The 25,045-nt window shown below is 51.7% G+C and carries 28 protein-coding genes and 1 riboswitch; of the genes, 17 read left to right on the top strand and 11 right to left on the bottom strand.

The genetic code is table 11. The features are described 5' to 3' along the window. The first annotated feature begins 176 nt into the window (after window positions 1-176). From AR333_RS15155 to AR333_RS15145, 3 genes are all read left to right on the top strand, one after another. Entirely contained in the window at window positions 177-1,154 is a 978-nt protein-coding gene (locus AR333_RS15155; protein WP_068776215.1) for a TIGR01212 family radical SAM protein, read from the top strand. A 140-nt stretch (window positions 1,155-1,294) separates the two neighbouring features. Next, on the top strand, window positions 1,295-1,924 hold the full coding sequence (locus tag AR333_RS15150; protein ID WP_068776214.1) for a class I SAM-dependent methyltransferase: 630 nt from the start codon (window positions 1,295-1,297) through the stop codon (window positions 1,922-1,924). Continuing rightward, a complete protein-coding gene (locus AR333_RS15145; protein ID WP_068776213.1) occupies window positions 1,887-2,852 on the top strand; it encodes a type I phosphomannose isomerase catalytic subunit in 966 nt (321 codons plus the stop codon). Before AR333_RS15150 ends, AR333_RS15145 begins: the two co-directional genes overlap by 38 nt. 277 nt (window positions 2,853-3,129) lie before the next feature. Here the strand turns inward: AR333_RS15145 and AR333_RS15140 are convergent, their stop codons facing one another. Beyond that, window positions 3,130-3,918, bottom strand: coding sequence for a Cof-type HAD-IIB family hydrolase (locus AR333_RS15140; RefSeq protein ID WP_068776212.1), 789 nt, complete (start codon window positions 3,916-3,918; stop codon window positions 3,130-3,132). A gap of 224 nt (window positions 3,919-4,142) precedes the next feature. Here AR333_RS15140 and AR333_RS15135 point away from each other — a divergent pair, with 224 nt between their 5' ends. Further along, entirely contained in the window at window positions 4,143-5,120 is a 978-nt protein-coding gene (locus tag AR333_RS15135) for a LacI family DNA-binding transcriptional regulator (RefSeq protein ID WP_068776211.1), read from the top strand. A gap of 87 nt (window positions 5,121-5,207) precedes the next feature. Here the strand turns inward: AR333_RS15135 and AR333_RS15130 are convergent, their stop codons facing one another. The 5 genes from AR333_RS15130 to AR333_RS15110 all read right to left on the bottom strand — a co-directional run bounded on the left by AR333_RS15130 (window position 5,208) and on the right by AR333_RS15110 (window position 10,298). Continuing rightward, the gene (locus AR333_RS15130) at window positions 5,208-5,531 is read right to left on the bottom strand and encodes a hypothetical protein (RefSeq protein WP_068776210.1); all 324 of its coding nucleotides are present in this window, start codon (window positions 5,529-5,531) and stop codon (window positions 5,208-5,210) included. Between the two features lie 148 nt (window positions 5,532-5,679). Continuing rightward, window positions 5,680-7,449, bottom strand: a complete 1,770-nt coding sequence (locus AR333_RS15125) for a B12-binding domain-containing radical SAM protein (protein WP_068776209.1) — start codon at window positions 7,447-7,449, stop codon at window positions 5,680-5,682. A gap of 92 nt (window positions 7,450-7,541) precedes the next feature. Beyond that, window positions 7,542-7,802: a hypothetical protein gene (locus AR333_RS15120; RefSeq protein ID WP_068776208.1), complete on the bottom strand. Its 261-nt coding sequence runs from the start codon at window positions 7,800-7,802 to the stop codon at window positions 7,542-7,544. A 439-nt stretch (window positions 7,803-8,241) separates the two neighbouring features. Beyond that, complete coding sequence (locus tag AR333_RS15115; protein ID WP_068776207.1) at window positions 8,242-9,342, bottom strand: ABC transporter permease; 1,101 nt, start codon at window positions 9,340-9,342, stop codon at window positions 8,242-8,244. Further along, window positions 9,339-10,298, bottom strand: coding sequence for an ABC transporter ATP-binding protein (locus tag AR333_RS15110; RefSeq protein WP_068776206.1), 960 nt, complete (start codon window positions 10,296-10,298; stop codon window positions 9,339-9,341). Before AR333_RS15110 ends, AR333_RS15115 begins: the two co-directional genes overlap by 4 nt. Window positions 10,299-10,643: 345 nt before the next feature. Between AR333_RS15110 and AR333_RS15105 the strand changes: the two genes are divergently transcribed. From AR333_RS15105 to AR333_RS15090, 4 genes are all read left to right on the top strand, one after another. Continuing rightward, the gene (locus AR333_RS15105) at window positions 10,644-11,579 is read left to right on the top strand and encodes an RluA family pseudouridine synthase (protein ID WP_068776205.1); all 936 of its coding nucleotides are present in this window, start codon (window positions 10,644-10,646) and stop codon (window positions 11,577-11,579) included. A gap of 132 nt (window positions 11,580-11,711) precedes the next feature. Continuing rightward, window positions 11,712-12,203 carry a hypothetical protein gene (locus AR333_RS15100; protein WP_068776204.1) on the top strand — a complete coding sequence of 164 codons (492 nt, stop codon included), beginning with the start codon at window positions 11,712-11,714 and terminating at the stop codon, window positions 12,201-12,203. Then, window positions 12,200-12,400: a YwbE family protein gene (locus AR333_RS15095; RefSeq protein ID WP_068776203.1), complete on the top strand. Its 201-nt coding sequence runs from the start codon at window positions 12,200-12,202 to the stop codon at window positions 12,398-12,400. The genes AR333_RS15100 and AR333_RS15095 overlap by 4 nt, the downstream gene beginning before the upstream one ends. 65 nt (window positions 12,401-12,465) lie before the next feature. Next, window positions 12,466-12,699: a hypothetical protein gene (locus tag AR333_RS15090; protein ID WP_068776202.1), complete on the top strand. Its 234-nt coding sequence runs from the start codon at window positions 12,466-12,468 to the stop codon at window positions 12,697-12,699. Between the two features lie 81 nt (window positions 12,700-12,780). Here the strand turns inward: AR333_RS15090 and AR333_RS15085 are convergent, their stop codons facing one another. After that, the gene (locus AR333_RS15085) at window positions 12,781-13,368 is read right to left on the bottom strand and encodes a hypothetical protein (protein ID WP_068776201.1); all 588 of its coding nucleotides are present in this window, start codon (window positions 13,366-13,368) and stop codon (window positions 12,781-12,783) included. 120 nt (window positions 13,369-13,488) lie between these two features. On the opposite strand from AR333_RS15085, the gene AR333_RS15080 reads away from it, so the two are divergent. From AR333_RS15080 to AR333_RS15050, 7 genes are all read left to right on the top strand, one after another. Then, a complete protein-coding gene (locus tag AR333_RS15080; protein WP_068776200.1) occupies window positions 13,489-13,809 on the top strand; it encodes a YnfA family protein in 321 nt (106 codons plus the stop codon). Between the two features lie 37 nt (window positions 13,810-13,846). Further along, window positions 13,847-14,239: a DnaJ family domain-containing protein gene (locus AR333_RS15075; RefSeq protein ID WP_068776199.1), complete on the top strand. Its 393-nt coding sequence runs from the start codon at window positions 13,847-13,849 to the stop codon at window positions 14,237-14,239. A 266-nt stretch (window positions 14,240-14,505) separates the two neighbouring features. Beyond that, window positions 14,506-14,549: riboswitch (PreQ1 riboswitch) on the top strand. 199 nt (window positions 14,550-14,748) lie between these two features. Next, window positions 14,749-15,414: a 7-cyano-7-deazaguanine synthase QueC gene (queC, locus tag AR333_RS15070; protein WP_068776198.1), complete on the top strand. Its 666-nt coding sequence runs from the start codon at window positions 14,749-14,751 to the stop codon at window positions 15,412-15,414. Continuing rightward, on the top strand, window positions 15,411-15,899 hold the full coding sequence (gene queD, locus AR333_RS15065) for a 6-carboxytetrahydropterin synthase QueD (RefSeq protein WP_068776197.1): 489 nt from the start codon (window positions 15,411-15,413) through the stop codon (window positions 15,897-15,899). The genes queC and queD overlap by 4 nt, the downstream gene beginning before the upstream one ends. Continuing rightward, a complete protein-coding gene (queE, locus tag AR333_RS15060) occupies window positions 15,896-16,708 on the top strand; it encodes a 7-carboxy-7-deazaguanine synthase QueE (RefSeq protein ID WP_084783717.1) in 813 nt (270 codons plus the stop codon). The genes queD and queE overlap by 4 nt, the downstream gene beginning before the upstream one ends. Before the next feature lie 294 nt (window positions 16,709-17,002). Beyond that, window positions 17,003-17,497, top strand: coding sequence for a preQ(1) synthase (gene queF, locus AR333_RS15055; protein WP_068776196.1), 495 nt, complete (start codon window positions 17,003-17,005; stop codon window positions 17,495-17,497). A gap of 128 nt (window positions 17,498-17,625) precedes the next feature. Further along, on the top strand, window positions 17,626-19,656 hold the full coding sequence (locus tag AR333_RS15050) for an ATP-binding protein (protein WP_084783715.1): 2,031 nt from the start codon (window positions 17,626-17,628) through the stop codon (window positions 19,654-19,656). A gap of 180 nt (window positions 19,657-19,836) precedes the next feature. Here AR333_RS15050 and AR333_RS15045 read toward each other — a convergent pair whose 3' ends face one another. Then, window positions 19,837-21,318, bottom strand: a complete 1,482-nt coding sequence (locus tag AR333_RS15045) for a catalase (RefSeq protein ID WP_068776195.1) — start codon at window positions 21,316-21,318, stop codon at window positions 19,837-19,839. Window positions 21,319-21,735: 417 nt separating this feature from the next. Between AR333_RS15045 and AR333_RS15040 the strand changes: the two genes are divergently transcribed. Both AR333_RS15040 and AR333_RS15035 read left to right on the top strand, forming a co-directional pair. After that, a complete protein-coding gene (locus AR333_RS15040) occupies window positions 21,736-22,743 on the top strand; it encodes a glycosyltransferase family 2 protein (RefSeq protein ID WP_068776194.1) in 1,008 nt (335 codons plus the stop codon). Window positions 22,744-22,817: 74 nt separating this feature from the next. After that, window positions 22,818-23,105 carry a small, acid-soluble spore protein, alpha/beta type gene (locus AR333_RS15035; RefSeq protein ID WP_068776193.1) on the top strand — a complete coding sequence of 96 codons (288 nt, stop codon included), beginning with the start codon at window positions 22,818-22,820 and terminating at the stop codon, window positions 23,103-23,105. 265 nt (window positions 23,106-23,370) lie between these two features. Here the strand turns inward: AR333_RS15035 and AR333_RS15030 are convergent, their stop codons facing one another. The 3 genes from AR333_RS15030 to AR333_RS15020 all read right to left on the bottom strand — a co-directional run bounded on the left by AR333_RS15030 (window position 23,371) and on the right by AR333_RS15020 (window position 24,972). Next, on the bottom strand, window positions 23,371-24,147 hold the full coding sequence (locus AR333_RS15030) for a hypothetical protein (protein WP_068776192.1): 777 nt from the start codon (window positions 24,145-24,147) through the stop codon (window positions 23,371-23,373). A 63-nt stretch (window positions 24,148-24,210) separates the two neighbouring features. Then, entirely contained in the window at window positions 24,211-24,510 is a 300-nt protein-coding gene (locus AR333_RS15025; RefSeq protein WP_068776191.1) for a hypothetical protein, read from the bottom strand. Between the two features lie 237 nt (window positions 24,511-24,747). Next, window positions 24,748-24,972 (bottom strand): DUF1128 domain-containing protein, encoded by a 225-nt coding sequence (locus tag AR333_RS15020; RefSeq protein WP_068776190.1) that lies wholly within the window; start codon window positions 24,970-24,972, stop codon window positions 24,748-24,750. Window positions 24,973-25,045: the final 73 nt, after the last annotated feature.

Genomic DNA, 25,045 nt, shown 5'->3' with positions numbered 1-25,045 from the left:
GTCCCCTTTCAAGCGGTGTGTTATTGCCCCCTTATAGTGTCCGGTACAGCCGCCTTTAAACGGGGGACTTACTGGCAACTGCTTCGTTTACTGGCAATGGGAAAAGGTCGCTTTCGCCCTTATTTTGGGCTACAATAGGTAAGTTAACTTTGAAATAAAGGAGTTTATGTAAACGAATGAATGCACATACAACCGAGCCCCTTCTATGGGGGGATAAACGGTTTCATACATGGAATCACGAAATGAGACACCAGTTCGGGGAGAAGGTTTTTAAAGTCATGCTGGATGCGGGCTTCACCTGCCCCAATAGAGACGGCACCATCGCCATAGGGGGATGTACATTCTGCAGCGCGCGCGGCTCCGGTGACTTCGCCGGAAGACGCCGTGACGACCTGGTTACACAGTTCAATACGATTCGTGACCGTCAACACCAGAAATGGCCGGAAGCCAAATATATCGGTTATTTTCAAGCCTACACCAATACTTATGCTCCCGTTGAGGAGCTTCGTGAATACTATGAAGTGATTCTGGAGCAGCCGGGTGTCGTCGGGTTATCCATAGCCACACGGCCGGACTGTCTGCCGGATGATGTGATCGAGTACCTGGCAGAGCTTAACGAGCGCACCTATCTGTGGGTTGAAATGGGCCTGCAGACCATCCATGACAGCACGTCTACCTTGATTAACCGTGCCCACGATACGGAGTGCTACCTAGAGGCCGTCGAGAAGCTGCGCAAGCACAATATCCGCACATGCGCCCATATCATCTACGGACTTCCGCAAGAGTCTCACGAGATGATGATCGAGACCGGCAAAGCCGTAGCGGCCATGGATGTGCAGGGCATCAAGATTCACCTGCTTCATCTCATGCGTAAGACGCCGATGGTAAAGCAGTACGAAGCAGGTCTGCTGCGTTTTCTGGAGCAGGACGAATATATCAAGCTGATTGTAGACACGCTTGAGCTGCTTCCGCCTGAAATGATCATCCACCGCCTAACCGGGGACGCTCCGCGGGACCTCCTGATCGGGCCGATGTGGAGTTTGAAGAAATGGGAAGTGCTGAATGCCATCGACGATGAACTAAAACGCAGGAGCACTTGGCAGGGCAAGCTGTGGGCCGGTAATCCCGGCAGGATCATTACAGCGGGCTCTTAGAGCAGCCCGCTCTCCATGAGGCCGATGGGTTAGAGTCCCCGAGAGAGCGCTGCGGCGCTTCATGCGGCTATCGAACCCATGCCTCTATGAGACATGTTAAAAGAACGGGTACCATCATCTTGGTTTGTTACGGAGGCATTATGGGATTTCTTTCAATTCTGAGCTGTGCCCACAAATGGGTGGAAGAGCGTGTCCGTCCGGGTGACACGGTCATCGACGCGACTGTCGGCAATGGCGTCGACACTCTGTTCCTCGCCAGGCTGGTCGGCCCAAGAGGAACGGTATACGGCTTCGATATCCAGCCCCAGGCCCTGGAAGCGGCGCAGCGGCGGCTGAGGCGTGATCTGCCTCAGCCCGAAGCCGTGAAGCTGCTGCTGCAAAGTCATGCCGGTATGGCTTCAGCGGTCCCGGATTCCTGCCGCGGATATACGGCGGCTGTCATGTTCAATCTCGGCTACCTGCCAGGGGCCGATCCCAAAGTGATTACGGTACCGGAATCAACTTTACCGGCTCTGGAGGCCGCGCTCCAATTGCTGAGGGAAAACGGTATTGTCACCATCGCCCTCTATCCCGGTCATGAAGGGGGGAGTACAGAAGCCTCAGCCGTAGAAGCCTGGGCCGCTTCACTTCCGCAGGAACGATACCGGGTGCTATCCTATCGCTTTCTAAACCATGCTGCTCATTCGCCTTTTTTACTCGGTATCGAGAAGAAAAAGTCGAGAGGGGTACATCATGAGGCCATATCCAGTTCGCTTTCAACCTCACTTTAAACATCGTGTATGGGGAGGCCGCGCACTAGAGCAGTACAGGTATCAGCTTCCGCACGGCCGCATCGGCGAGGGATGGATGATCGCCGACCACACGAACGGAACATCTACAGCCGCCAACGGTAAGCTTAAAGGCCGCGGGCTCGGAGATATACGTGAGAGATTCGGAAAGAAATGGCTGGGTGCCAAAGGAGCTGCATCATCGAACGGAAGGTTTCCTCTGCTCGTCAAGCTTCTTGATTGCAGCGACAATCTATCTGTCCAGGTTCACCCTGGCGACGATTACGAAGGGTTAGCCGAAGGGGAGCTCGGGAAGACGGAGATGTGGTATGTTCTGAGTGCCAAACCCGGTTCCAGAATTATCTACGGACTTCAAGACGGCATCACGCGAGAGTCATTCACAGCCGCTGTAGCGGAAGACCGTATTCTAGAGATCACCAAATCAGTGGATGCCAAAGCCGGCGACAGCTTCTATATTCCGGCAGGTACGGTTCATGCATTAGGCTCAGGCGTACTTGTAGTCGAAATCCAGCAGAATTCGGATACAACGTATCGCCTATTTGACTACAATCGCCCAGATCTGAACGGGAATCCCCGTGAACTCCATCTGGAAGATTCATTGAAGGTCATCTCTTTCGGGGAATGCGGGGCCGTTTATATACCGGCTGCAGAAACTTCACCGAATCAATGGTTCACGCTGGCCTACTCCCCTTACTTCGTAGTCGAAAAAGGGATTTCATCCGGCGTCTGGGGTAATTGCACCAATCCCGACAGCTTTACTATACTCATCGGATGCGAAGGCAGCGGAACGCTGGAGTGGAAAGAAGGCTCACTCCCGGTGAAGCCCGCGGACTGCTACCTGCTGCCCGCTCCGCTGGGAAACTACTCCCTGCATGGCAGCATGACCTTGCTTCGCGTCTTCCTGCCGTAGCTTGGAATTAACCTGCAAGCACACATGAATTTATGGATCTTTTTACAGGCAGCCGGGGAATAACACCCGGCAAATGCTGCCTCCTGCTTAGCCCGTCGAAGGCCACGCTTCGACAGGATTTCTCGCTTCTACCAAAAAAAACACCTTTTTCATTCTGCGCCTGCGAGCGGGGCGCTTTTAATGGAAAAGGTGTTTTTTATATGAATCGGCTGGCTTTATAGCGGGTATCTACTGCGGTTGTAGACAGATCAGATCCATCCGTCCCTCCCGCGGGTTATTAAACCAGTGCTTCCTGCGGGAGAAGTCCGACGGCGATAAGGCCGCGAAGAATTCCGTCTTCCGAACAAGAAGAGGTGACATAATCTGCAGCCGCCTTCGTTTCGGGGACAGCATTCCCCATCGCGATACCCGTTCCGACAGAGGCCAGCATCTCGATATCATTCAGTCCATCGCCAAAGGCATAGCAATTCTCGTTAGGGATGCCGACTGCCTTAAGCATCTCGAGAATACCGATTGCCTTGGAGCTTCCTTCAGGCAGCACATCTACCGCATGCTCATGCCAGCGGACGAACCGGTAATGCGGGAAAAGCTTGGCATATTCCTTCTCGGATTCGGCATCGCAGAATAAATGTCCCTGAAATACCGGAGAATGTTTATAGAAATCCGGTTCGGCGTCCGGACAAGGAAGTTTAAGTCCTTCATAGCTCTCCATCACGTGCGGGTTCAAGCTGCTCACCCGGATATCGGGGTGCCCGCAGTAGGCCAGCGAATGCCCCTGCTCGTCAGCTCTCTGGACAAGCTCAGCCAGCTTATCCGTGTCCATTGGGTGCGTGTAAAGTTCACGTCCTTCAAACACGACGTACTGCCCGTTTATGGAGACAAAGGAGTCTATATTAAGTTCTTCAAGGATATTCTCAAACATGACCGGATTCCGGCCTGTAGCAATTGCAGTAAACACGCCTCTTTCTTGCAGCATGCGGACAGCTTTCCTGGTAGAATCGGGAATCTGCTTGTCCTCGTCCAATAAAGTGCCGTCAATATCAAAAAACACAATGCTTCTCTCCATCTTCTCTACCCCTCTCAGTCCCTTCATTTTCTGTCTGACCTTACAGTGAAGCCCCGCGGCGGCAGCCGTAACGCCCCCGCCGGGTTACGCCGGCTGTCTCCTTCGAGGCTTGCGATATAAGCTTAAAGTATGAAATGCTTTTCACGTCAAGCTTTCTCCCGCAAACTTTTTGACGCGGAGTTCCCATTCCCCTTACACTTAAGGCAGAAAGGAGGCCGTCAGCTGTGGCCAACATTAAAGATATCGCCAGAATGGCCGGCGTCTCCGTTGCGACCGTATCCCGTGTATTGAATGAGCACCCTTATGTCAGTGAGGAGAAGCGGGCAGCCGTACTTGAAGTTGTACGAAGCCTCAACTATTCTCCGAATATAAATGCCGTTCACCTCATAAAAGGCAAGACGAACATGATTGGCGTTATTATACCTTACATCAATCTGCCCTATTTTAACAGTATTATGGAGGGAATCGCCGAAGAAGCACTTAAGGCCAATGTACACCTGCTTGTCTCTCAGACAAACTATGCAGTTAATAAAGAGAACGAGCTTCTGAATATGCTGAAAACCAAACAGATTGACGGACTTCTCATCTGTTCCCGTTCCCTGGACTGGAAAAGTATCGAAGCTTATGCGCAATACGGGCCTATTATTGCCTGTGAAGACGCCAAGAACGATAAAATATCCTCCGTTTACATTGACCATTACGCGGGCTTCCGCCAAGCCATGCAGCTGCTGCTGGACAAAGGCCACCGGAATATCGGGTATTGCCTCGGCCGGGGGCACAGCTATAACAGCACCAACCGCAGACGCGCCTATGAGGATGCGCTTGCCTCAGTGAATCTGCCCATACGCGAGGACTGCATGTTCTATCAGTGCTACTCCATCGAAGATGGCGCTGCGGTAGTGCGGCAGCTCATGGATATGCCGCTGCGGCCGACTGCCCTCCTCGTAGCGGGAGACCAGGTCGCAGCCGGACTGATCGGCGAGGCCATTAAGTGCGGCCTACGGGTGCCGGAAGACCTGGCGGTCATTTCGTTCGACAACCACCCCATCTCACGGCTCTTCGATATCACGACGATCGATAACCGGCTCACCGAAATCGGACGCACCGCCTTCTCCCTGCTGCTTGAACGTCTGCAGAACCAAGGGATACCTGTCCGTAACATAGAACTGCCGTTCCGCCTGATCGAGCGGGCGACAGTGTGACGCGAGACGCGGCTGCACAATAGAGCAGCTTCGCCTCCCTGAAACCAGCGCAGCAGAAGCTGGGGGACAGAGATTTTCATTTGTGTGTCAACTAAGATCGTTGTGCACATACGAAGTTAAAACTACAGAAACGCTGAGTCTTGTGCCGGTCCAGGTTGGCAGGCCACCGTACAGAGCGGTTACATGCGGCTGCCAAAAGCAGCCTAAAGCAGCCTCGCCGTGACCGGTGCCCACGGCTGCTGTCCGTGCGAAGCCCCATGCCGGCGATGAGGCTTCTGTGCTGAGCGTACACAGCCCGCCAGGAAGCCTTTGCAGCAGCGGGAACCGGCGTTTACTGCACTCGCGCAGAGCCCATGGGGAAGCAAGCGCAGCGTTCCCCGTGAAACAATCAGGCTCCGGCTGCCCTAACATAAGGGCGCCGGAGCCTTAGTGGTCCGCCTTGTGTGACTCGTCGCCACGGACTGGCGTTATACCATGCGGCAGCGGGAGACACCGGAATACTCGGTCCTTCGTAGCCGCTCTATGCCTTAGACCCGTCCGGTCATTCATGTCAACGAGACTACACCGACGGTGCAGATGCCAGCGGCATTGAATACACGGATGGACGTCCGCCCGCTTCGGGCTGGAACACGGCCAGCAGAAGCGATTCCTCCCTCTTGTCAAGGCCCAGGATGCCGTCCCGGAGATAGGCTTCCAGATCAAATGGCATCACTTCGACAACCGCATGCTTGTGCAGCTCCTTCTCTCCCATGCCCAGGGCGCGGAAGTTGCCGGAGAACGCTTCCGGATGCTCGGCAGCTCTGCGTATAAATTCAGCTTGCCCGGTTTTATCCAGCTTAAATTCCCACCAGATTTTGCGTGGTTTGTATTTGTGATTAAGGAAGTAATCCAGCTTCATCAGCCCCTCGATCACCTCCATATTGGCGGTGGAACGATCGGTGAGAAAAGCATGCAGACGGGTAAATAAATCTTCCAGCTGGTGTCCGATTTTCTGCCAGCCTCTCCCCTCCCAGTAATCACCGAACTCCTGGAAGAAATCAAAGGCGGATTCGAACTCTTGTCCGATCAGATATTTGACGGTATGGTCGCTGCGGTGAGCATTCCAGTATTTCTCCAGCACGTCCTCGACACGTTTAATTCTGACCAGATCCGTGAAAGGCAGAATATCATTGCCGAGAATTTCATACGGCGCTTGATCCATAAAGACATACCCGTATTTCTCCGCATCCAGACGAAGTCCTGTGCCCCTCAGCATTTTGAGAAAACCGAGCTGAAGCTCTTCTGGTCCGAGCGCAAACACATCGTTGAAAGTTTTCCGGAACGAATTATAATCTTCCTCAGGCAAGCCCGCAATGAGATCGAGATGCTGATCGATTTTGCCGCTGTCGCGCACTTTGGTCACGGTACGGGTCAGCTTGACGAAATTCTGCCGGCGTTTGACCAGATTGTTCGTCTCGTCATTAGTAGACTGCACGCCGATTTCAAAGCGGAAGATACCCGGAGGGGCATTCTCCGCCAAATAGTCCAGAACCTCCGGACGCATAATGTCAGCGGTAATTTCGAACTGGAAGACGCAGCCCTCGTGGTTCTCAATGAGGAATTGGAAAATTTCCAGCGCATAGTCACGCTTAATGTTAAAAGTCCGGTCCACAAATTTAATCAGCTTGGCCCCGCTTCGTATCAGATGCCGAATGTCCGCTTTGGTTCGTTCCATATCAAAGTACCGGACGCCGACCTCAATCGAAGACAGGCAGAATTGGCAGGAGAACGGACAGCCTCGGCTTGTCTCAAAATAAACGACCCGGTTCCCCAGGTCTTTCAAATCCTCTTCAAAATAATGAGGCGACGGAATGCTGCTCAGATCCAGCTTGGGACGGCCGGGAGTCAGAATAATTTCTTCCCCCTTGCGGTAAGCAATGCCATACACAAAATGAAACTTCTTCGTTGTAGACAGTTCCTGCAGAAAATGCTTGAATGTCTCCTCGCCTTCGCCCATCACGATAAAATCCACTTCCGGAACGGTGCGCATCCACTCTTCCGTATCGTAGGACACTTCCGGCCCTCCAAGTACGATGGTCAGCTCCGGACGAATCTTCTTGATCATCCGGATTACGCGAAGCGTCTCTTCAATGTTCCAGATGTAGCAGGAGAATCCAAGCACATCCGGATTTCGGCCGTACAAATCCGATACGATATTCATAGCAGGATCTTTAATCGTATATTCTGCTATATCAACCGGGAATTCCGGTTCACTAAAAGCTTTCAAGTACCTCAGCGCAAGCGAGGTGTGAATATATTTGGCGTTCAACGTGGCTAGAACGATGTTCATGTTAGGAATAACCTCTTTTATCAATAAAATCAAGGATCGTTCTTATTCTACACGAACCCTGGAGTCTTGACAAAGGCGCTCCGCTGCATCCGTTACTGCATCGGCTCAAACTCAATATCGCTGTCTTCCCACCGGGTATTCAGTTCATCCGCCCAAGAAGTATACTGGGAAGAAGCAGGCAATGCCGCAACCTCCGGATATTTGTGCCTCCACCGCGCCGCCTGCTCCATAAGCTGTCTCTCCAGCTGCTTTTTGCGAAGAAGCAGTTCATGGGTATCGCCTGATTCCTGGAGCAGCGCCTGACGGATATGACTGCGCTCCTGCATCCATTGAGTCAATTGATATAAAATCATCGCCCATCCTCCTTAAAAACGCTCTCATTATTTCCTTATCAGCATTCCCCCACCGGTGTAACGTATACCTGAAGCAGCCCATCCCGCATAAACACAAGAGATAGGCAGCCAGTCTGGTTCCCCACAAAAAAAGCTCGTGCCGGCACTCAACAAACCTGCCCGGACACGGAGACGGAAACGAAAAGAACCGGTAACTGTCACAGACAGTCCGGCTCCGCCGCTGTTGCCTATTCGATTTATTGTCATAAAGTCTAGTACGGCGAAATGTATACCCCCTTAATAATAAGTTCCCTTTAATCATTGACGACCTGTCCCCACAAAAAAAGCTTGCAGAGCCATCCCTTATTAAAGGATTTGTCTGCAAGCTTTATAGCATAAACGTTTCCAGACTCCGGAAGAGCCGTAAATTTTTTATTTCAGAAAAACGGGGCCGGGCTGCTTACTCCCATTTGAATGTGAAGCTCGCGATAGCGAACGCGACAATCATCCACCCTCCCAGAATAAGAGCCTGCGGCCATAATACGGTTAAATCGGCTCCCACATTCATCACCTGTCTCATGGCCGTCGACAAATGCGTGATGGGGATTGCGTTAACGACCGGCTGCAGGAAAGACGGGATGTTATCGGCAGAGAAGAATACACCGCCGAGGAACAGCATCGGAAAGGAAATAAATCCTGCGATAGGTCCGGCGCTCTCCGGTGTCTTGGCTAAAGAAGCGACAATGAATCCGATGGACATAAAAGCAAGCGTGCCCAAGATGACGAATAACAGCAGCAGCAGCCAGGAACCATTCACATGGGTGCCGAAGATGAGTGAAGCGATCAACAGGACAATAACGGCTTGCATCCCGTTAAGCAGCAGGCGCGCTGTGATCTGAGACGCAATAAAGGTAGACGAAGTTAACGTCGTGCTCTGCATCCGGCGCAGAATCCCTCTCTCCCGCCAGGAAGCGATCTGTCCCGCCACCCCGTTCAGGTTGTTGGACATAATCATCATCGACACGATGCCCGGCACCAGGAAATCCATGTAGGAGAGCTTCAAGGCCTGGATGCCCTCCGCTTTGACTGCAATGACCGGCTGATACCCGGTCATCTCTTTGGAGATACCGTCGGCTACCTGTGTAACGACGGTTGTACCCAGTTCAGACGTCATCACATTCGTCTGATCATAGTACACGTTCAGGGCGGCGGCCTCACCGCCCCGGGAGGCTGCCTGCAGCTTCGTGCCATATCCCGGCGGGATAATCACGACCATCTGCAGGTCGCCTTCTTTGAGCCGCTCCATGCCCGGAGCGGCATGCTCTTCTTGCACCAGCTTCATGGCCGGTGTCTTCATCAGCGCCTGAACGAGCGCGGCCGATTGCCGGGAGCTGTCCTGGTCAATGACAACACCGCTCAGCGAAACGGAACCGCCTCCTCCGAAGAATGTGCCGAACATCACCATGAAGAAGACAGGAAACAGGAATGTCCAGAGCAGCACCTGACGGTTGCGGATAAAAATCCTCAGCTGAGCCAGTGTCAATTGGGTATAGGCTTTCATCCTTCTCTCAGGCTCCTTCCCGTCATGTGAATAAACACATCCTCCAGCGTCGCCGTGCGTGTCAGCAGATCCGACAGCTTCCAGCCGTGCTTCTCCGCTTCACGGATCAGGCCCGTAAGCGACAGCTGGAGATGGTCCGTGTACAGCACCAGGGTATCCCGGGTCAGGTCCACCTGCTTGACGCCCTCAAGCTGCCCCAATGTCTGCTTCAACTGCGCCTTTGCTTGCTGAGAAACGGCTTCGATTTGCGGCAGCCGGAACTCAATCGCGTTCTCGGACTGCAGACTGCGCACCAGATTCGCCGGGGTGTCGAGCGCGACGACCTGGCCTTTGTCGATCAGGCAGATCCGGTCGCACAGGACGTGCGCTTCATCCATGTAATGAGTCGACAGGACAATGGTCTTGCCTCTCTCCTTCAGCCGCAGAATAATGTCCCACAGCGTACGCCGGGCCTGCGGATCCAGACCCGTGGTAGGCTCGTCCAGAAACAGCACCTGAGGATCGTTGACCAGCGCTATGGCTATCGCAAGACGCTGTTTCTGGCCTCCCGACAAGTTCTTCACGCGATCCCCGGCCTTCTCCTGGAGCGTCATATCCGCCAGCAGCGGATCTACGGGGACTGACTTCGGATAGAAGCTGGCGTACATTTCCACAATCTCCCTCACCTTCAGAAGATCGAACAAAGAAGTCGATTGCAGCTGGACTCCGATCACTTCCTTCACCCGCCGCAGTTCGCTCATCGTATCGTATCCCGCAATCCGCACCGCACCTCCATCGGGCTTTCGAAGCCCTTCCATCATTTCCATCGTCGTCGTTTTGCCGGCTCCGTTAGGCCCAAGTAAACCGAACACTTCACCTTTACGGACCCGGAACGATACTCCGTTTACCGCTGTAAAGCTGCCGTATTTTTTGATCAAACCGTCTACATCAATTAAAAACTCTTCCGTTTGCGGCATAACTCTCTCCTTCTTTGCTCGGATTTGTTCAGCGGTTCTGAGGCAAAGTGATAAAAAAAATTCCGCAGCAAGGTCCATGTAATCGTTGAAAAGGACAGCGGCTGGAATTGATTTTCATTCACATCTATAACCGGTTGCAGATAGGGCGGCGTCTTCTCATCTGAATCGTGCTTGTCATGTTCCATAGTGTGAAGTATGATTAGCGGATCATTTGGCAGAAAATAGTACAGGTTTATCTTTTCACCATTATATCACTAGCAGAGGAACGAATCACGAAAGCCGTGAGATGAAATTCCGCCGGTTATACGCTATAGTTAGTGGATAGTAGAACCTAAGGAGCGTATTATGCGAAAACAGCGACCCCCTTTTACACCCAAAACAAAAACACCGGCCCAAAAACCGGATAAAGCCACGCGCTATACGATCGAACAGCCGGATGAGCTGATGAAATTCCTATTGGAGAAGCTGGCTCATAAAGGTAGAAATACGGTTAAAGGAATTCTGTCGAGAGGACAGGTTTCCGTCAACGGCAAGAAGACGACCCGCCATGACCACGCACTTGCTCCCGGAGATGTTCTGACGATCCAGTGGAACATTACGGCCGAGGAGGATAAACCGCTCGGGCTGCACATTCTGCACGAAGATGAAGATATGATCGTCATCAATAAGGAAGCCGGAATGCTTTCTATAGCCGGAGGCGAGGAAAAAGAGCTGACCGCCTATTGGCAGCTGACCGAACACGTACGCCGATCCGACCCGAAGAGCCGGATTTTCGTCGTTCACCGGCTTGACCGCGACACCTCCGGCGTTATGCTTTTCGCCAAAACAGAGAAAGCCCAGCAGACGCTGCAAAATGCGTGGCAGGAAGCGGTACACGAACGTTCCTATGTCGCTTTAGTCGAAAGAAAAGTGAAGCAGCCCGAAGGCACGATTACCTCCTGGCTCAAAGAAAGCAAGACACTGCTGATGTACTCCAGCCCGGTGAACAACGGAGGACTGAAGGCCGTTACTCATTACAAGGTGCTTCAGAACTCTTCCGATTACTCCTTGCTGGAAGTGCAGCTTGAAACCGGACGCAAAAACCAGATTCGGGTGCACATGCAGGATCTGGGTCATCCGGTTGTCGGCGACAAGAAGTACGGCTCCACACGGAACACGATCGGGCGGCTCGGGCTTCACGCCCGCGTTATTTCATTCGAGCATCCGACTACGGGGAAGCTGATGCGTTTTGAGACGGCCATACCCGGCAAGTTTCTCCGCGTATTCGCTCCCAAGGCTTAGGAAGCGTCCCAGCTCAAGTCCATACCGTGCGATTGTATGGATTAGAACAATCAGCAGCTGAATCTGAGCTATTAACTCTCCATACGCATCCGGTCAGGAATAAGCGGCCCTTGCGGAGAAAGGATATTCATTATGTCCAGTGAGCAGCAGTCCGTCATACGCAAACTGCAAATCAAAGATCAAAGCCGCTCTATCCTGATCCTGAACGCGCCTGTAGAGTATGAGGAAACCTTATCCGCCTTCGATGCAGAGATTCATCGGCAAATTATTAGCGAATCCTATCCGTTCGTACAGGTTTTCGGGACAAGCAATGAGGAAATAAGAGAATCGGCTCTCCAGGGCGCAGCCGTGCTCGACTCGGACGGACTGCTATGGCTGTGTTATCCGAAGAAAACATCCAGAACGTATAAAGGCTCCGATTGCAGCCGCGAAAGCGTCGCCGCTCTTCTGGCTGCGGAAGGCTACGAGCCTGTCCGCCAGATAGCTCTGGACGATGACTGGTCGGCACTGCGATACAAGCAGGCAAGTTCAATCAAGAAAATGACCCGCAAATCGGCCGTAACCGAACAGGGCAAGCAGCGTGTTGAAACCGCGCAGACGGAGAAGGAGGAACATCCATCATGAATGGCCAGACAAGAAAAAACATCCACGCGGGTCTGACCGTAGACATCGTACTCAAACAGGATCAGCGTACCGGCAAAAGGACAAGGGGCATTGTGAAAGATATTCTAACCAACTCCCCCAATCACCCCCACGGGATTAAAGTAAGACTGACGGACGGACAAGTCGGCAGAGTACAGGAAATTGTCCAAGAGTCGTGATACCCTATTGTCAAGCACCTGCAAAACCAATAAACTAGAAGCAATGAACCAAATGAGGTGATAAAATGACAGAGAACCAACAAACACCGCAATCTGCAGAAGTATCAGCTGAGGAAACGGAAGCCGCTGAACCGCGCAAAGTATCCCTTGCAGAAGCTATGAAGCAGAAGATGGCCCAGAAGAAAGCCGCTCAAGCCCAGGCTAACAGCCAGCAGAAGCACCAGTCTACCGGAAACCAGATGATGAAGAGCCAGCAGACCAAAAAATCAAACAATCAGAGAAGGCGCATGGGTGTCTAATCTTTCGATTGTCCATATGTTTCACACGAAAAGACATGAGGTTCCTGCTTCATGTCTTTATTTTATAGAGCCGGTAAAGTTTCATTTATTCAACGGTTCGTTCTCTAACGGTATGCTTGTTTCTACTTCGCTTTGAACAATTACAACACTCTCCAGGACGTTGGATATTTCTTTATCGAGCGCGAATACAAATGTTCGCGGTGTTGCATCAGAAGTGCAGACACTGTTCTGTCCTGATATAGAGACTGTAAAAGGCACTGTAATGGTTTTGTCGTCCGGGCTTCGTTCAATATTTTTTAAAGTGTAGGGACAACTTCCAGACTCTTGAAGTCCAAGGAACAAAACATCTTTCTTGTTCAGGTCTATGTTCGGCAGATTATTTTTAAATCCATATAAATTCCAGGCTTCTTCTAATTGAGATTGGTCAACGGCTTTTCTTACTACATACTGAAATAAAGGAGTGGTTTTTCTCTCGAATGCTATTTCATGAAAATTCGCAGGCAAAATCTTTTCACTTGCGATCCTTTCGAATTCAATGGATCTGTTTCCGGGGACAGTTTGTAATTCTTGCGGGCTGGCTGACGGTTTATTGTCATTTGTCTCCTTATTGCAGCCGGATAAGAGTGACATGAATAAAACGAGAGCAAGTAATGGTTTAAAGTCGGTCATTGCAGATTCTCTCCTTTCCTTTCTAGATAGATTAGACGAGAATTGTTTGTTAAAGTTTCATACATTTAAATACAAGTTACAGGCTCGCGCCACGCTCAGAAAACCCAAAGGAGCTATGTCATGTCGATACTATTATTCCTGCTGGCGGGACTGGCCGAAATCGGCGGCGGCTATCTCGTATGGCTCTGGCTTCGTGAAGCGAAGTCCGTCTGGTACGGGATAATCGGCAGCGTGATTCTCATCCTATACGGCATCCTTCCCACTCTGCAGTCGTTTCCTTCCTTCGGGCGGGTTTATGCCGCTTACGGCGGAGTTTTTGTCGTACTCGCTGTACTGTGGGGCTGGCTTGTGGATAAAAAAACACCGGACCTCTATGACTGGGTCGGTGCAGCCGTATGTCTCGCCGGGGTATCCATCATTCTATGGGCTCCCCGGTCTTAAAGCATTCCAACACTTACACTGACAGGGGAGGATAACGATGGATTTCTTACACGATCTAGTTGAACAGCGCATTCAAGAAGCTATTAAGAATGGAGACTTCGATAATCTGCCGGGAAAAGGAAAGCCGCTTGTCCTGGAAGATTGGTCGTCCGTCCCGGAGGATTTGCGCCTCTCCTATAAAATCATGAAAAATTCCGGTTACTTGCCGGAAGAAATGCAGCTGCGCAAAGATATGTTGACGCTCGAAGACCTGATCCGCTGCTGCCGGGATGATACCGAACGCGGTCAACTGAGGAGCAGGCTGAATGAAAAAACGCTCCGCTTCAATATGCTGATGGAAGAGCGCAGTATGAACCTCTCGCCTGCCCTGGCTCAGTACCGGGATAAGATTCACGACAAATTTTTGAATCCCCCGGACAAAGAGAACTAAAAAATAGGAAGCAACAAAGAGTCCTGGAGCTGTTTACAGGACTCTTTGTATGCCTCCCTAATGCATCAATTCCAATTGAGCTAAACTGTAACGTTACTGCTGAACTCCGGGAGCCAAAGCCTCTATAAACTCTATGGCTCCCGGTGAAAGCTGCTGTGTCTGATTCCACAGGAAATTTCCGTTATCTACTTACATAGTCAGCCGATATACGATATACTGTTACGGTTCCATTCCCTAAACTCAATAGCAATTCCATACGCCCGCGTATGGGAGAGGTTCGCGAACTCCCTCTATAAAAAACTAAGGAAAAACAATATCCATGGATATTCGGGCAGCGTATCTGCAACCGTTTCTGCCGGCGTGCTTTCTATAAGTATGCGCGGTGACAACGGCTGGATCGATCACGTCTTTTGCCCTTCCTTGAGGCATTGTTTTTGTTTTGTTTAAAATGACGGATCAAGAACTCTCTCTATCACCTATTTTTGATTTAAAAAGGAGACGGAAGAGCCATGAAACAACAAAAAGCGGTTGTCGTGTTCAGCGGCGGCCAAGACAGCACGACGTGCCTGTTCTGGGCTAAGAAACAGTTCGGTGAGGTTGAAACCCTTACCTTCGATTACGGCCAGCGTCACAAACTGGAAATTGAATGTGCGCAGAGCATCGCCCGCGAGCTGGGTGTCAAGAATACCGTGCTCGACATGAGCCTGCTCAACCAGCTGGCGCCAAACGCTCTGACGCGCACAGATATAGAGATTGAACAGAAGGCGGGAGAGCTGCCTTCTACGTTCGTGGACGGACGAAACCTCCTGTTCCTGTCGTTTGCCGGCGTGTACGCCAAACAGGCAGGTGCCAGGCACTTGGTTACCGGCGTCTGCGAGACGGATTTCAGCGGCTACCCCGACTGCCGGGATGCTTTCGTGAAGTCGATGAATGTTACGCTGAATCTGTCCATGGACTACCCATTCGTCATCCATACGCCGCTCATGTGGCTCAACAAAGCCGAGACGTGGAAGCTTGCCGACGAACTCGGAGCTTTTGATTATGTACGCACGAAGACTCTCACCTGCTACAACGGTGTCATCGGGGACGGCTGCGGCGAATGCCCGGCCTGCCAGCTCCGCTCAAACGGTCTTCACACTTACCTGGGTGAGCGTGAAGGAGCTGATGCGAAGTGAAAACCCCCGGTGTGTTCCGCATTGTAGAAAAACTGCAGCAGTACGGACAGGACATTCACAAGGAACAGCTTCGTTACCACAATAAACGCGTCCTTGTTTCCAAAGAATTCACTTTCGACGCCGCGCATCACCTCCATGCTTATGAAGGAAAATGCAAGAACCTCCACGGCCATACGTACAAAGCTGTTTATGGAATAAGCGGCTATGTGAATGAAGTCGGGCTGACGCTCGATTTTGGAGATATCAAAGAAATTTGGAAGCGGCAAATCGAGCCTCACCTGGATCACCGCTACTTGAACGAGACCCTTCCTCCCATGAACACTACGGCGGAAAACATGGTCGTATGGCTGTTCGAGCAAATGGAGACCGCACTGTCTTCCGAAGAATATGCGGACAAAGTACTCGGGGGACGCGTTGAATTCGTCCGCTTGTACGAGACGCCGACCAGCTTCGCAGAGGTCAGACGGGAGTGGATGGCCGAATGAGCAGCGATAGCCTACTTGCAGGCGCACAGAAGACAAGCCGCGGCGCAGGCATAGATGTGAACATCAGCCAAAGCCAGGCGGCCGACACGGCTGAACCGACCATTCCCGTGCTCGAAGTCTTCGGCCCGACGGTCCAGGGCGAGGGCATGGTCATCGGGCGCAAGACGATGTTCGTGCGCACCGCCGGCTGCGATTACCGCTGCTCCTGGTGCGACTCCGCCTTCACTTGGGACGGATCGGGCGCAGGCGAGATCCGTCAGCTTACGGCGGACGCTGTCTGGGAGGAGCTTGTCCGCGCCGGCGGCAGCCGCTTCTCCCACGTCACGCTCTCCGGCGGCAATCCTGCGCTGCTGCGCGGATTAGGTCCGCTCGTCCGGCTGCTGCGGGAGAAGGGTATCCGCACCGCCGTCGAGACGCAGGGCTCCCGCTGGCAGGACTGGCTGCGGGAGATCGACGAGGTTACCGTCTCTCCCAAACCGCCCAGCTCCGGCATGGAGACCGATTTCACCAAGCTCGACTCCTTGCTGGGGCAACTGGACCCGGGCGGCGTCAGCCTTAAGGTGGTCGTATTCGATGAACGCGATTTCGCGTTCGCCGCTGACATCCACCGCCGCTATCCCGCCGTCCCGTTCTATCTGCAGGCCGGCAATGACGACGTCCGGACGGCGGACGACGATCTGCTCCGGCAGCAGCTGCTGCGCAAGTACGAGTGGCTCGTCGACTTGACGATGGCCACCGATGAACTGAACGATGTGCGTGTGCTTCCGCAGCTGCACGCACTCTTATGGGGCAATAAGCGGGGCGTATAGCTAAGGGCGGTTCCGGAGCGGTATGCCTGGACCCGCCTGGCTTCGCGGCCCGGCCTGCGATCTGCGCCGGATGAATGCCCGCCGCTAGCTGCCGGTGCTGGATGAATCAAGCCGGCACCGCTTATATCTGCGGCAGCCTGCAGGCAAACAGGCGCTGCTTGCTCTCAGAGACGGTCGCTCTCCCGCAACCCGTTCACCTGTACCGTCTTTAACTTTTTCCTAAGAGAAACTATGTTCCCGTGTCCCAAATCTTATATCTCATACCATTACCTATACAACCGGAGGTGCCTCCTAATGGCCGGAAGAAACCAGGACGAGCTCAATTTGACACTGCTGGGCAATCAGCAGAATAAATACCCGTTCGACTATGCGCCGCAGGTGCTTGAATCTTTTGACAACAAACATCCTTACCGGGATTATTTCGTGAAATTTAACTGCCCGGAATTTACAAGCCTATGTCCGATCACAGGCCAGCCCGATTTTGCTGCGATTTATATCAGCTATATTCCAGATGCCAAGATGGTGGAAAGCAAGTCACTTAAACTTTATCTGTTCAGCTTCCGCAATCATGGCGATTTTCACGAAGACTGCATGAACATTATTATGAACGATCTCATCAAGCTGATGGAGCCGAAATACATCGAAGTCTGGGGTAAATTCACCCCTCGCGGAGGTATTTCGATCGATCCTTACTGCAACTATGGACGCCCTGGCACCAAATACGAGCAAATGGCCGAACACCGTCTCATGAATCACGATCTTTATCCCGAAAAAGTAGACAACCGCTAATCCCATCTTAATCCGGTCCCGCATGGGACCTTTTTTTCGTTATTAAAGTGAATTGTTTGTTATACTACTAATAAATGCCGTTTCGAAAACGGCCTCTTCCCCGGTCTCCGAACCAGAAAGGAATTTTAATGAACGACTTTACTGGTTATTTTTTATCTTTTTTTGCCAATATCAGCACCATTCTCGCTTTCACCTACATTGCCAGTCTTGCCTACAAATTTATCTTGTACAAACTCCCGGTCATCTGGATGCGGCGGCTCTATATCGCACTATCCATTGCAGCCGGCTGGCTGTCCATGATGTACGGAACCCAATATTCCCAATCCGTGATTTTCGATCTGCGGTTTGTACCGATCATTGTGGCTCCCTTGTTCCTCACCCGCGCTTCGCACATTATTACCATTGGAGCCGGAATCGGTATTGCCCGCCTTACCTTCGGTCTTAATCATGCAGCCTGGGCGGGTTTTGCCAATGCACTGATACTCGGGTTCGTTACAGCTCTGTGCGTCCGTGTGCTTGCCCGGTATAAGCTTCATCCGCTCATATATTTCGGCATTATTATTCTGATTGTCAATATAGTCAATGTCGTGGATATTGCCTTTCTCGGCGTCTATCCGGCAATTAAATATCTGGTTGAAATGGCCCCCTTCTCTGCGCCGGCCAGCCTCTTGTTCAGTTTCTTCTTTGCCTTTATCCTGCATGATTTCAAAACAGACTTCCAGAGGCGCCAGGAGCTGAATTCGACAAACCAGAAACTCGCCGAACAGTTCCGTCTATCGCAAGAAAAAGCTGAAGAGCTTCAGCGCATCCGCTTCCAGCTGGAGGAGAAAAATCACGAGCTGATACTCGCCTCCCGTTACAAATCCGAATTCCTTGCCAATATGTCTCATGAGCTTCGTACACCGCTGAACAGTATGCTTATTCTATCGCAATTCCTGGCAGAGAACCCGAATGACACTCTTTCCGAGGAAGAAATAGAGTTCGCGGAAATCATTCATACCTCGGGACAAGATCTGTTGAATTTAATTAATGACATTCTGGATTTGTCCAAAATAGAAGCCGGACGCATGAGCATCTCGCTCGGTGAGGTGAGTGTCCTTGAAGTGAGAGAGTCCATGAACCGGATGTTTGAACACGTCGCCGTCCAGAAGAACCTCACCTTCACTATTAACAGCAGCAGCTTTCCGGACATTATCCATACGGACGAACAGCGACTTCAGCAGATTCTCAAAAACCTGCTTTCAAACGCTTTTAAATTCACCGTCCGGGGCGGTGTTACGCTGGAGTTCCTGGTTGAAACGGATGAATACGGACAGAGGCATCCCGCAGTCCATGTACGGGATACCGGCATCGGCATCCGTCCGGACAAGCTGGAGCAAATCTTTGAGGCCTTCTATCAGGCAGACGGCACGACCAGCCGCAAATTCGGCGGTACGGGCCTTGGCCTGTCCATCAGCCGCGAATTCGCTATCCTGCTCGGCGGTGACATCCGTCTGGCCAGTCAAGAAGGAACCGGCAGCACATTTACGTTGCTGCTCCCTTCGAGCTCTCTGAGCGGCGGCGATCAAGAACTAAGGCTCCTTGCCGAAGAAGCGAAAGTACCCCGGCCGATGACCTTCACGCCTGTTCAGCACGAAGAGCTGGATACCTCAGCGAATCCGGCTGGAGCAGGCCCTGGAGTGGCGGAGGCAGATCTGCCGCTTCCTTCGCCAGATACCGCAGCGCGCACCGCTGCTGAAGAAACAGACGCGGCTCCGCAGCCGGTCACACGCGATCTGCTGCAGGGTGTGACGGTGCTCGTAGTCGATGATGACCCGAATAACGTCCGCAGCTTGTCCGCCGTACTCGAATCCCGCGGTGCTATAATCATCAAAGCTTACAGCGGGCAGGAATGCCTGAATCTTCTCGGGCAGCGGCCTGATATTGACATCATCCTGATGGATATTATGATGCCCGAAATGAACGGCAAGAGCGCCATCCGCCAAATACGCAGGATGGAGGAATTTAAGTCGCTGCCGATTATAGCACTGACAGCCAAAGCGCAGGCGATTGAACGCCAGGAATGCCTCCGGGCCGGCGCTTCGGACTATATGTCTAAACCCATAGATTCGGATGCTCTGATCCATATGTTGAGGGATTGGACACACGAACGGACATAAGGTTCCTGCAATTCGCCCGCTGATCTATTAACTGCTTATGAGGAACTTTACGTCAAAAAGCCTGAATCCGCCGATAAATCGGATTCAGGCTTTTTTTGATGTACATTCTCAAGGGTGCTTTTTTTCAGAACTATCCAAAATTTTCAAAAGAATATGTCTGTCATTCAAAAAGTTCAGCCTTTATTTGGCTTCTACAGGCGCCTGCGGTATAAATCCGCTGAGGTCGATCCCCAGCCCGCCGGCAAGACGGGTACCGAATTCAACATCTGCACGGAAAAAATTGCAGACGGCACGAAGCTGAATCTGGGTATCCGTTTGTTTCAAATCGTTTAAGATATTGTCAATCAGATTAGCCTGCTCTTGTGGAGACAAGCCGCGATAACGGTCACCCGCCTGCGTGAAATCATCCGTCTTCTCGATCTTCCGGCGTGCTGCAGTCCCATGAAGCGGAGTTTCACTCTCTGCGTGGACACCGCCTGTTTCTTTGGGGGCATGCTCGTAGCTGTTCGGCTCGAAATTGATGGCCGACATGTTCTGGCGAACCGCCATCTGACCGTCCCGCTGGTAATTTCGGACTGGCGCATACGGACAATTTACCGGAATTTGCAAATAATTCGCTCCCAGACGATGACGCTGCGTATCCGGGTACGAGAACAGACGGCCTTGCAGCAGCTTATCTTCAGAAGGTTCGATTCCCGGAACGAGTACGCTGGGAGCAAAAGCAGCCTGCTCCACCTCAGCGAAATAATTCTTCGGGTTCTCATTGAGTGTCATCCGTCCTACCTTCATAAGCGGGGCCACATCTTCCGGCCAGTCTTTAGTCGGATCGAGCGGATTGAAGCTGAAATCATTCAGGCTTCCCGGTTCAATCATTTGCACGTGCAGCTCCCACTCCGGATAGTTACCCGCTTCAATGGAATCGTACAAGTCACGTGTGGCATGGTTGTGATCTTCTCCCCCCTGTACTTCGGCTTCTTTACGCGTTAGCGAGCGGACGCCTTGGAGAGACTTCCATGTGTATTTGACATAAACAGCCTTGCCTTCAGCGTTGATCCATTTAAAAGCATGAACCCCGAATCCGTCCATTTCACGATAATTAGCAGGGGTTCCGCGGTCTGAGAAGACCCAGGTCAGCATGTGAGTGGATTCCGGCGAGAGCGACATGAAGTCCCACAAATGATTAGGCGTTTGTACATTCGTGTGCGCAGCCGGCTTAAGAGAATGGACCATGTCCGGGAATTTCATCGCATCCCGAATGAAGAAAACAGGAAGGTTGTTTCCTACAAGATCATAATTACCTTCCGAAGTGTAGAATTTGACCGCAAATCCGCGAGGATCGCGAAGTGTCTCCGGAGAACCGCTCGGATGAATCACCGTTGAGAAGCGGACCAGCACCCGGGTTTCAACCGAAGCATCCTGCAGGAATGCAGCCTTCGTGTACGCACTCATGCTTGCATAAGGGCGGAATACGCCGAACGCGCCTGCTCCTCTGGCATGAACGACACGCTCCGGAATACGTTCACGGTCAAAGTGAGCTAATTTCTCCAGCAAATGATAATCTTCCAGCAAGGTAGGACCGTTAGTACCGGCTGTTCTTGAGTTCTGGTTATCGGCTACAGGTGCGCCTTGATTGGTAGTAAGGTTCAGACGATGTGGATTCATTCAAGCACCTCTTTATCATTATTATTATTTGAAAATGATTATCAATATCATGTAGGATAGTATACCATCGAGGAAAAACACCGTCAATAGAATGATTATAATTTTATAATGATTATAATTTGTATGCTGTGCCGAAGCTTTTTATGTCTTCTATTGGCTAGTTTATTAACGGATTTCCTTCATTATTTCTCCTGTATATCCGACCTGTTATGTTTATTCGGACTCCGCCTCCATTTATAAGCTCCGCCCTCTTCTCATATGCGTTTTACTCGCCATTAACGATTGGCAATCTCTCCCATCATTTGGCTTGTTTAGAAAGAAGGACTTGTTTACAATAAGGAAAGCTATACAAACTAAATGTGACTTGAACGGAATATAAAAGAAATAAGCTCTCATCAAAGAAAGGAGACACAGTGGATGTCTACTCCCGTTCTGATCATAGTTGTTCCCTGCTATAACGAGGAGGAAGTGCTTCATGAAACCGTGGGCCGGCTCGACAAGGTTCTGCAAGACCTGATTGACGACAAGCTGGTCAGCGCCCATAGCACTGTACTTTTCGTGGATGACGGCAGCAAAGACCGCACTTGGGCGCTCATTGAGCAGTACAGCCGTTCTCACGATTTTGTAACGGGTGTGAAGCTTGCCCGTAATGCCGGACACCAGAACGCACTGCTGGCCGGTCTTATGACGGCCCGGCAAACTTCGGATATCACCATTTCGATTGATGCGGACCTGCAGGACGATACCGACGCGATCCGGGACTTCGTGGTGAAATACCATGAGGGGGCCGAGGTGGTATACGGAATTCGTAGCGCCCGCTTAACCGATACCTGGTTCAAAAAAACAACGGCAGAGTCCTTCTACAAACTTATGCACCGGCTCGGCGTTCAGATTAAATACAATCATGCCGATTACCGCCTGCTGAGCCGCCGCGCTCTCGACTACCTGGCAGAGTACAAAGAAGTGAATGTCTTCCTGCGGGGGATCGTGCCCCTGCTCGGACTGCGTACAGCTGAAGTTATGTATGAACGGAAGGAACGCTTCGCCGGAGAATCCAAATACCCGCTTCGCAAAATGGTCTCGTTTGCACTGGACGGCATAACTTCCTTTAGCGTTAAACCGATCCGACTTGTGACACTGACCGGTTTTCTCTTCTCCATCTTCAGTGTATTTGCAGGCGTATATGCCATCATCTCCAAGTTAATGGGAACAGCAGTGTCCGGTTGGACATCGCTTATTCTGTCCGTCTGGTTCATCGGCGGGGTACAGCTGCTTGCCCTGGGACTGATAGGCGAATATATCGGAAAAATTTACCGCGAGGTCAAACACCGCCCGCTCTACTTAATTGAGAAGACCTTGTCTTCCCGTTCTTATGTTGAAGAAATAGAAGTCGTTCATGCTCAAGGTGAACCGATCTACAAATAATTTAATCAGTCTCCTCTTCCTATTCATACCGCCGCCGCACCTGGGTATCCTAACTAACCACAGGAGGTGACAGTATGGCAAGAAGACGCAGCCGCAGAGCTGCCTTTCCCGGAAGTGAGCGGAGTCTGGACAGATTCAAGGCAGAGGTTATGCGCGAGGCAGGCTACAAGGTATCGCCTGATCAGCCTAACCAGGTGAAATATGAAGTGGCCCAGTCGCTCGGTATCCCTCTTGTCCCTGGCAGCAACGGACAGCTCCGTACCGAAGATGCCGGCCGGATTGGCGGACAGATCGGCGGGCGGATGGTCCGTGAACTGGTCCGGATGGCACAGCAGCAGCTCCAAAGCAGAGATCCGCGCTGATTACCTGCATCAATAGTTGCCCCGCAGCCCGCGCCGGATTCCGTGTTTGCCGGCGGATTAGCCGAGCGGCCTGAACCCCATGCTTAAGAGACCGGCAGAGCCGCAGCTCGTTGGAAGCAGCCTCCTCTCCATTAGCTGGTAGCGGGCATTTTGTTTTCAAACAGCTGCGGCTTATTGTTCTTATATCATACTAGCCGCGCCTAGTGCCGGGCTGCTGACAGTCAATACCAAATCAAGATCGGTCCTGCGGTCCGGCCCCCTCGGATCATCTTCCTGCTAAAGGCGCCCGGATCACCATACACGAGGAAGCTCTACTGACCCGGCATCGATCCGGCAGGATTGTGCGAAACAGCCTGATTTTCCGGAAACCTTTGAGGCCGCCTCCGGAGAGTGTCATACTGGTACGGTGCGGCAGCAGATGAATCTTATCCGCATCAACAGCAGCGGGTATATGCACTTTCAGGATCAGTTCGCCTTCTCCTTCACTTATTTCATAAGCCAGAGGCGCAGTTTTACTGTGGGAAAAAGGAGGAAGGGTCCGGGTATGGGCTAGAAGACCCTCCACCTTGTGTGGCTGAGTTCTGCTATTTCTACTTGCCTGCGGCTTTTCCTGATTCTTTACCCGGCTCGAATCTTTCTTCATTTCGTCCGAAGGAGCCCGCCGCGGCACTTCAGGCTTTTCTTCATCCGTCATCATCCAATCCGGCATACGGAAGTCCGGTATGGCCCGCCGGAGCGTTTTTTCCAGCCATTCATCGAGCCAACTGGTATTGACCGGATCTTGCCTGATACGCTCGGACATGTCTGCGAATAAACTGTCTCTGCCTCCAAAGATCGATTCAAAAGAAGGCATACCTCCCTCGCCATAGCCGTATTTACGTTCCCACTCCCGCCGGAACCGATCCCCGCTGTCTCCCATACTGCTTCGCTTCCCTTCCTGAGTTCTCTGGGCTCTATTCAGTGTATGATTATCCGCCGGGGGTGCTACTTCTGCAATTGCCGTCCCTTCCTTATATTCCCGCCTGCTTAATTTTACGCGCAAAAAAAGCTGCGGGCCCCTTGCGGAGCATGCAGCCCAAACAACCTTTTTCAATCCAAATGGGTATTACCAGAAGAAACCCGGGCCGCCAAATCCGCCACCGTAAGGACCGTATCCATAGCCGCCGCCATATGGACCATAGCCCCCATAGCCGCCATAACCGCCATAAGTTCCTATAGCGAGCAGATCAAACAGAACCAGAGGAATGATCGCACGAGTCTGCGCGGTGCCTTCTTCCGGTGTAAGAATCAGTTCATTGCCTTTAATACGCTCCAGTTTTCCTCTAACCATCGAACCGTCTTTGCGGACCGCCACAATATTCTGGCCGACGAGTTTTTCCGCATCGTTACGAAGTGTTGATTTCATGCCGTCCACCTCCCTATTACAGCGATTACGAATGCCACTGCATTAACAGGATACGCTTTGCAAGGTTCCTGCGATTGGATGGCTGTCCCTGTAACAGAAAAAATATGAGACGATAGACAGTCCGTTCGGTCAGCCGCAGTTTGCCGCACGCAAAAAAAGCCTGTCCGCAAAAAGAGAACGTCTCTTCAGCAAACAGACTCACGGACGTGAATCATCAGATTCCGGCCCGATCCCTGACTAACCCTTGCGCAGCTTACCGATTTCCACTGTAATCGCATCAATTTCACTGATGCTGAAATTCGGCTTGCTCATGACAAGGTCGTACAGGTCTTTCAGATCTTCATATTGTTCATGGGTGACATTCGAGGCTTTGATAGAGCCTCCCGTTGCCATCCTGAGCTTTTTTTTGATTTCATCAAACATGTATTCAACATTCTGTTCCGACCATACCGCCAAATCCATACGTTTCATCCTCTCATTATCCGGTTATGCTTCCATTGTAACATGTTTTAGGAGCCGAAATCGCATAAGAGGA

Origin of the sequence: Paenibacillus sp. FJAT-26967 (assembly GCF_001541095.1) — a bacterium.
Classification (GTDB): Bacteria; Bacillota; Bacilli; order Paenibacillales; family NBRC-103111; genus Paenibacillus_F.
The sequence above is the reverse complement of the archived record's forward strand: the minus strand, read 5'-3'. Positions and strand labels throughout refer to the sequence as shown.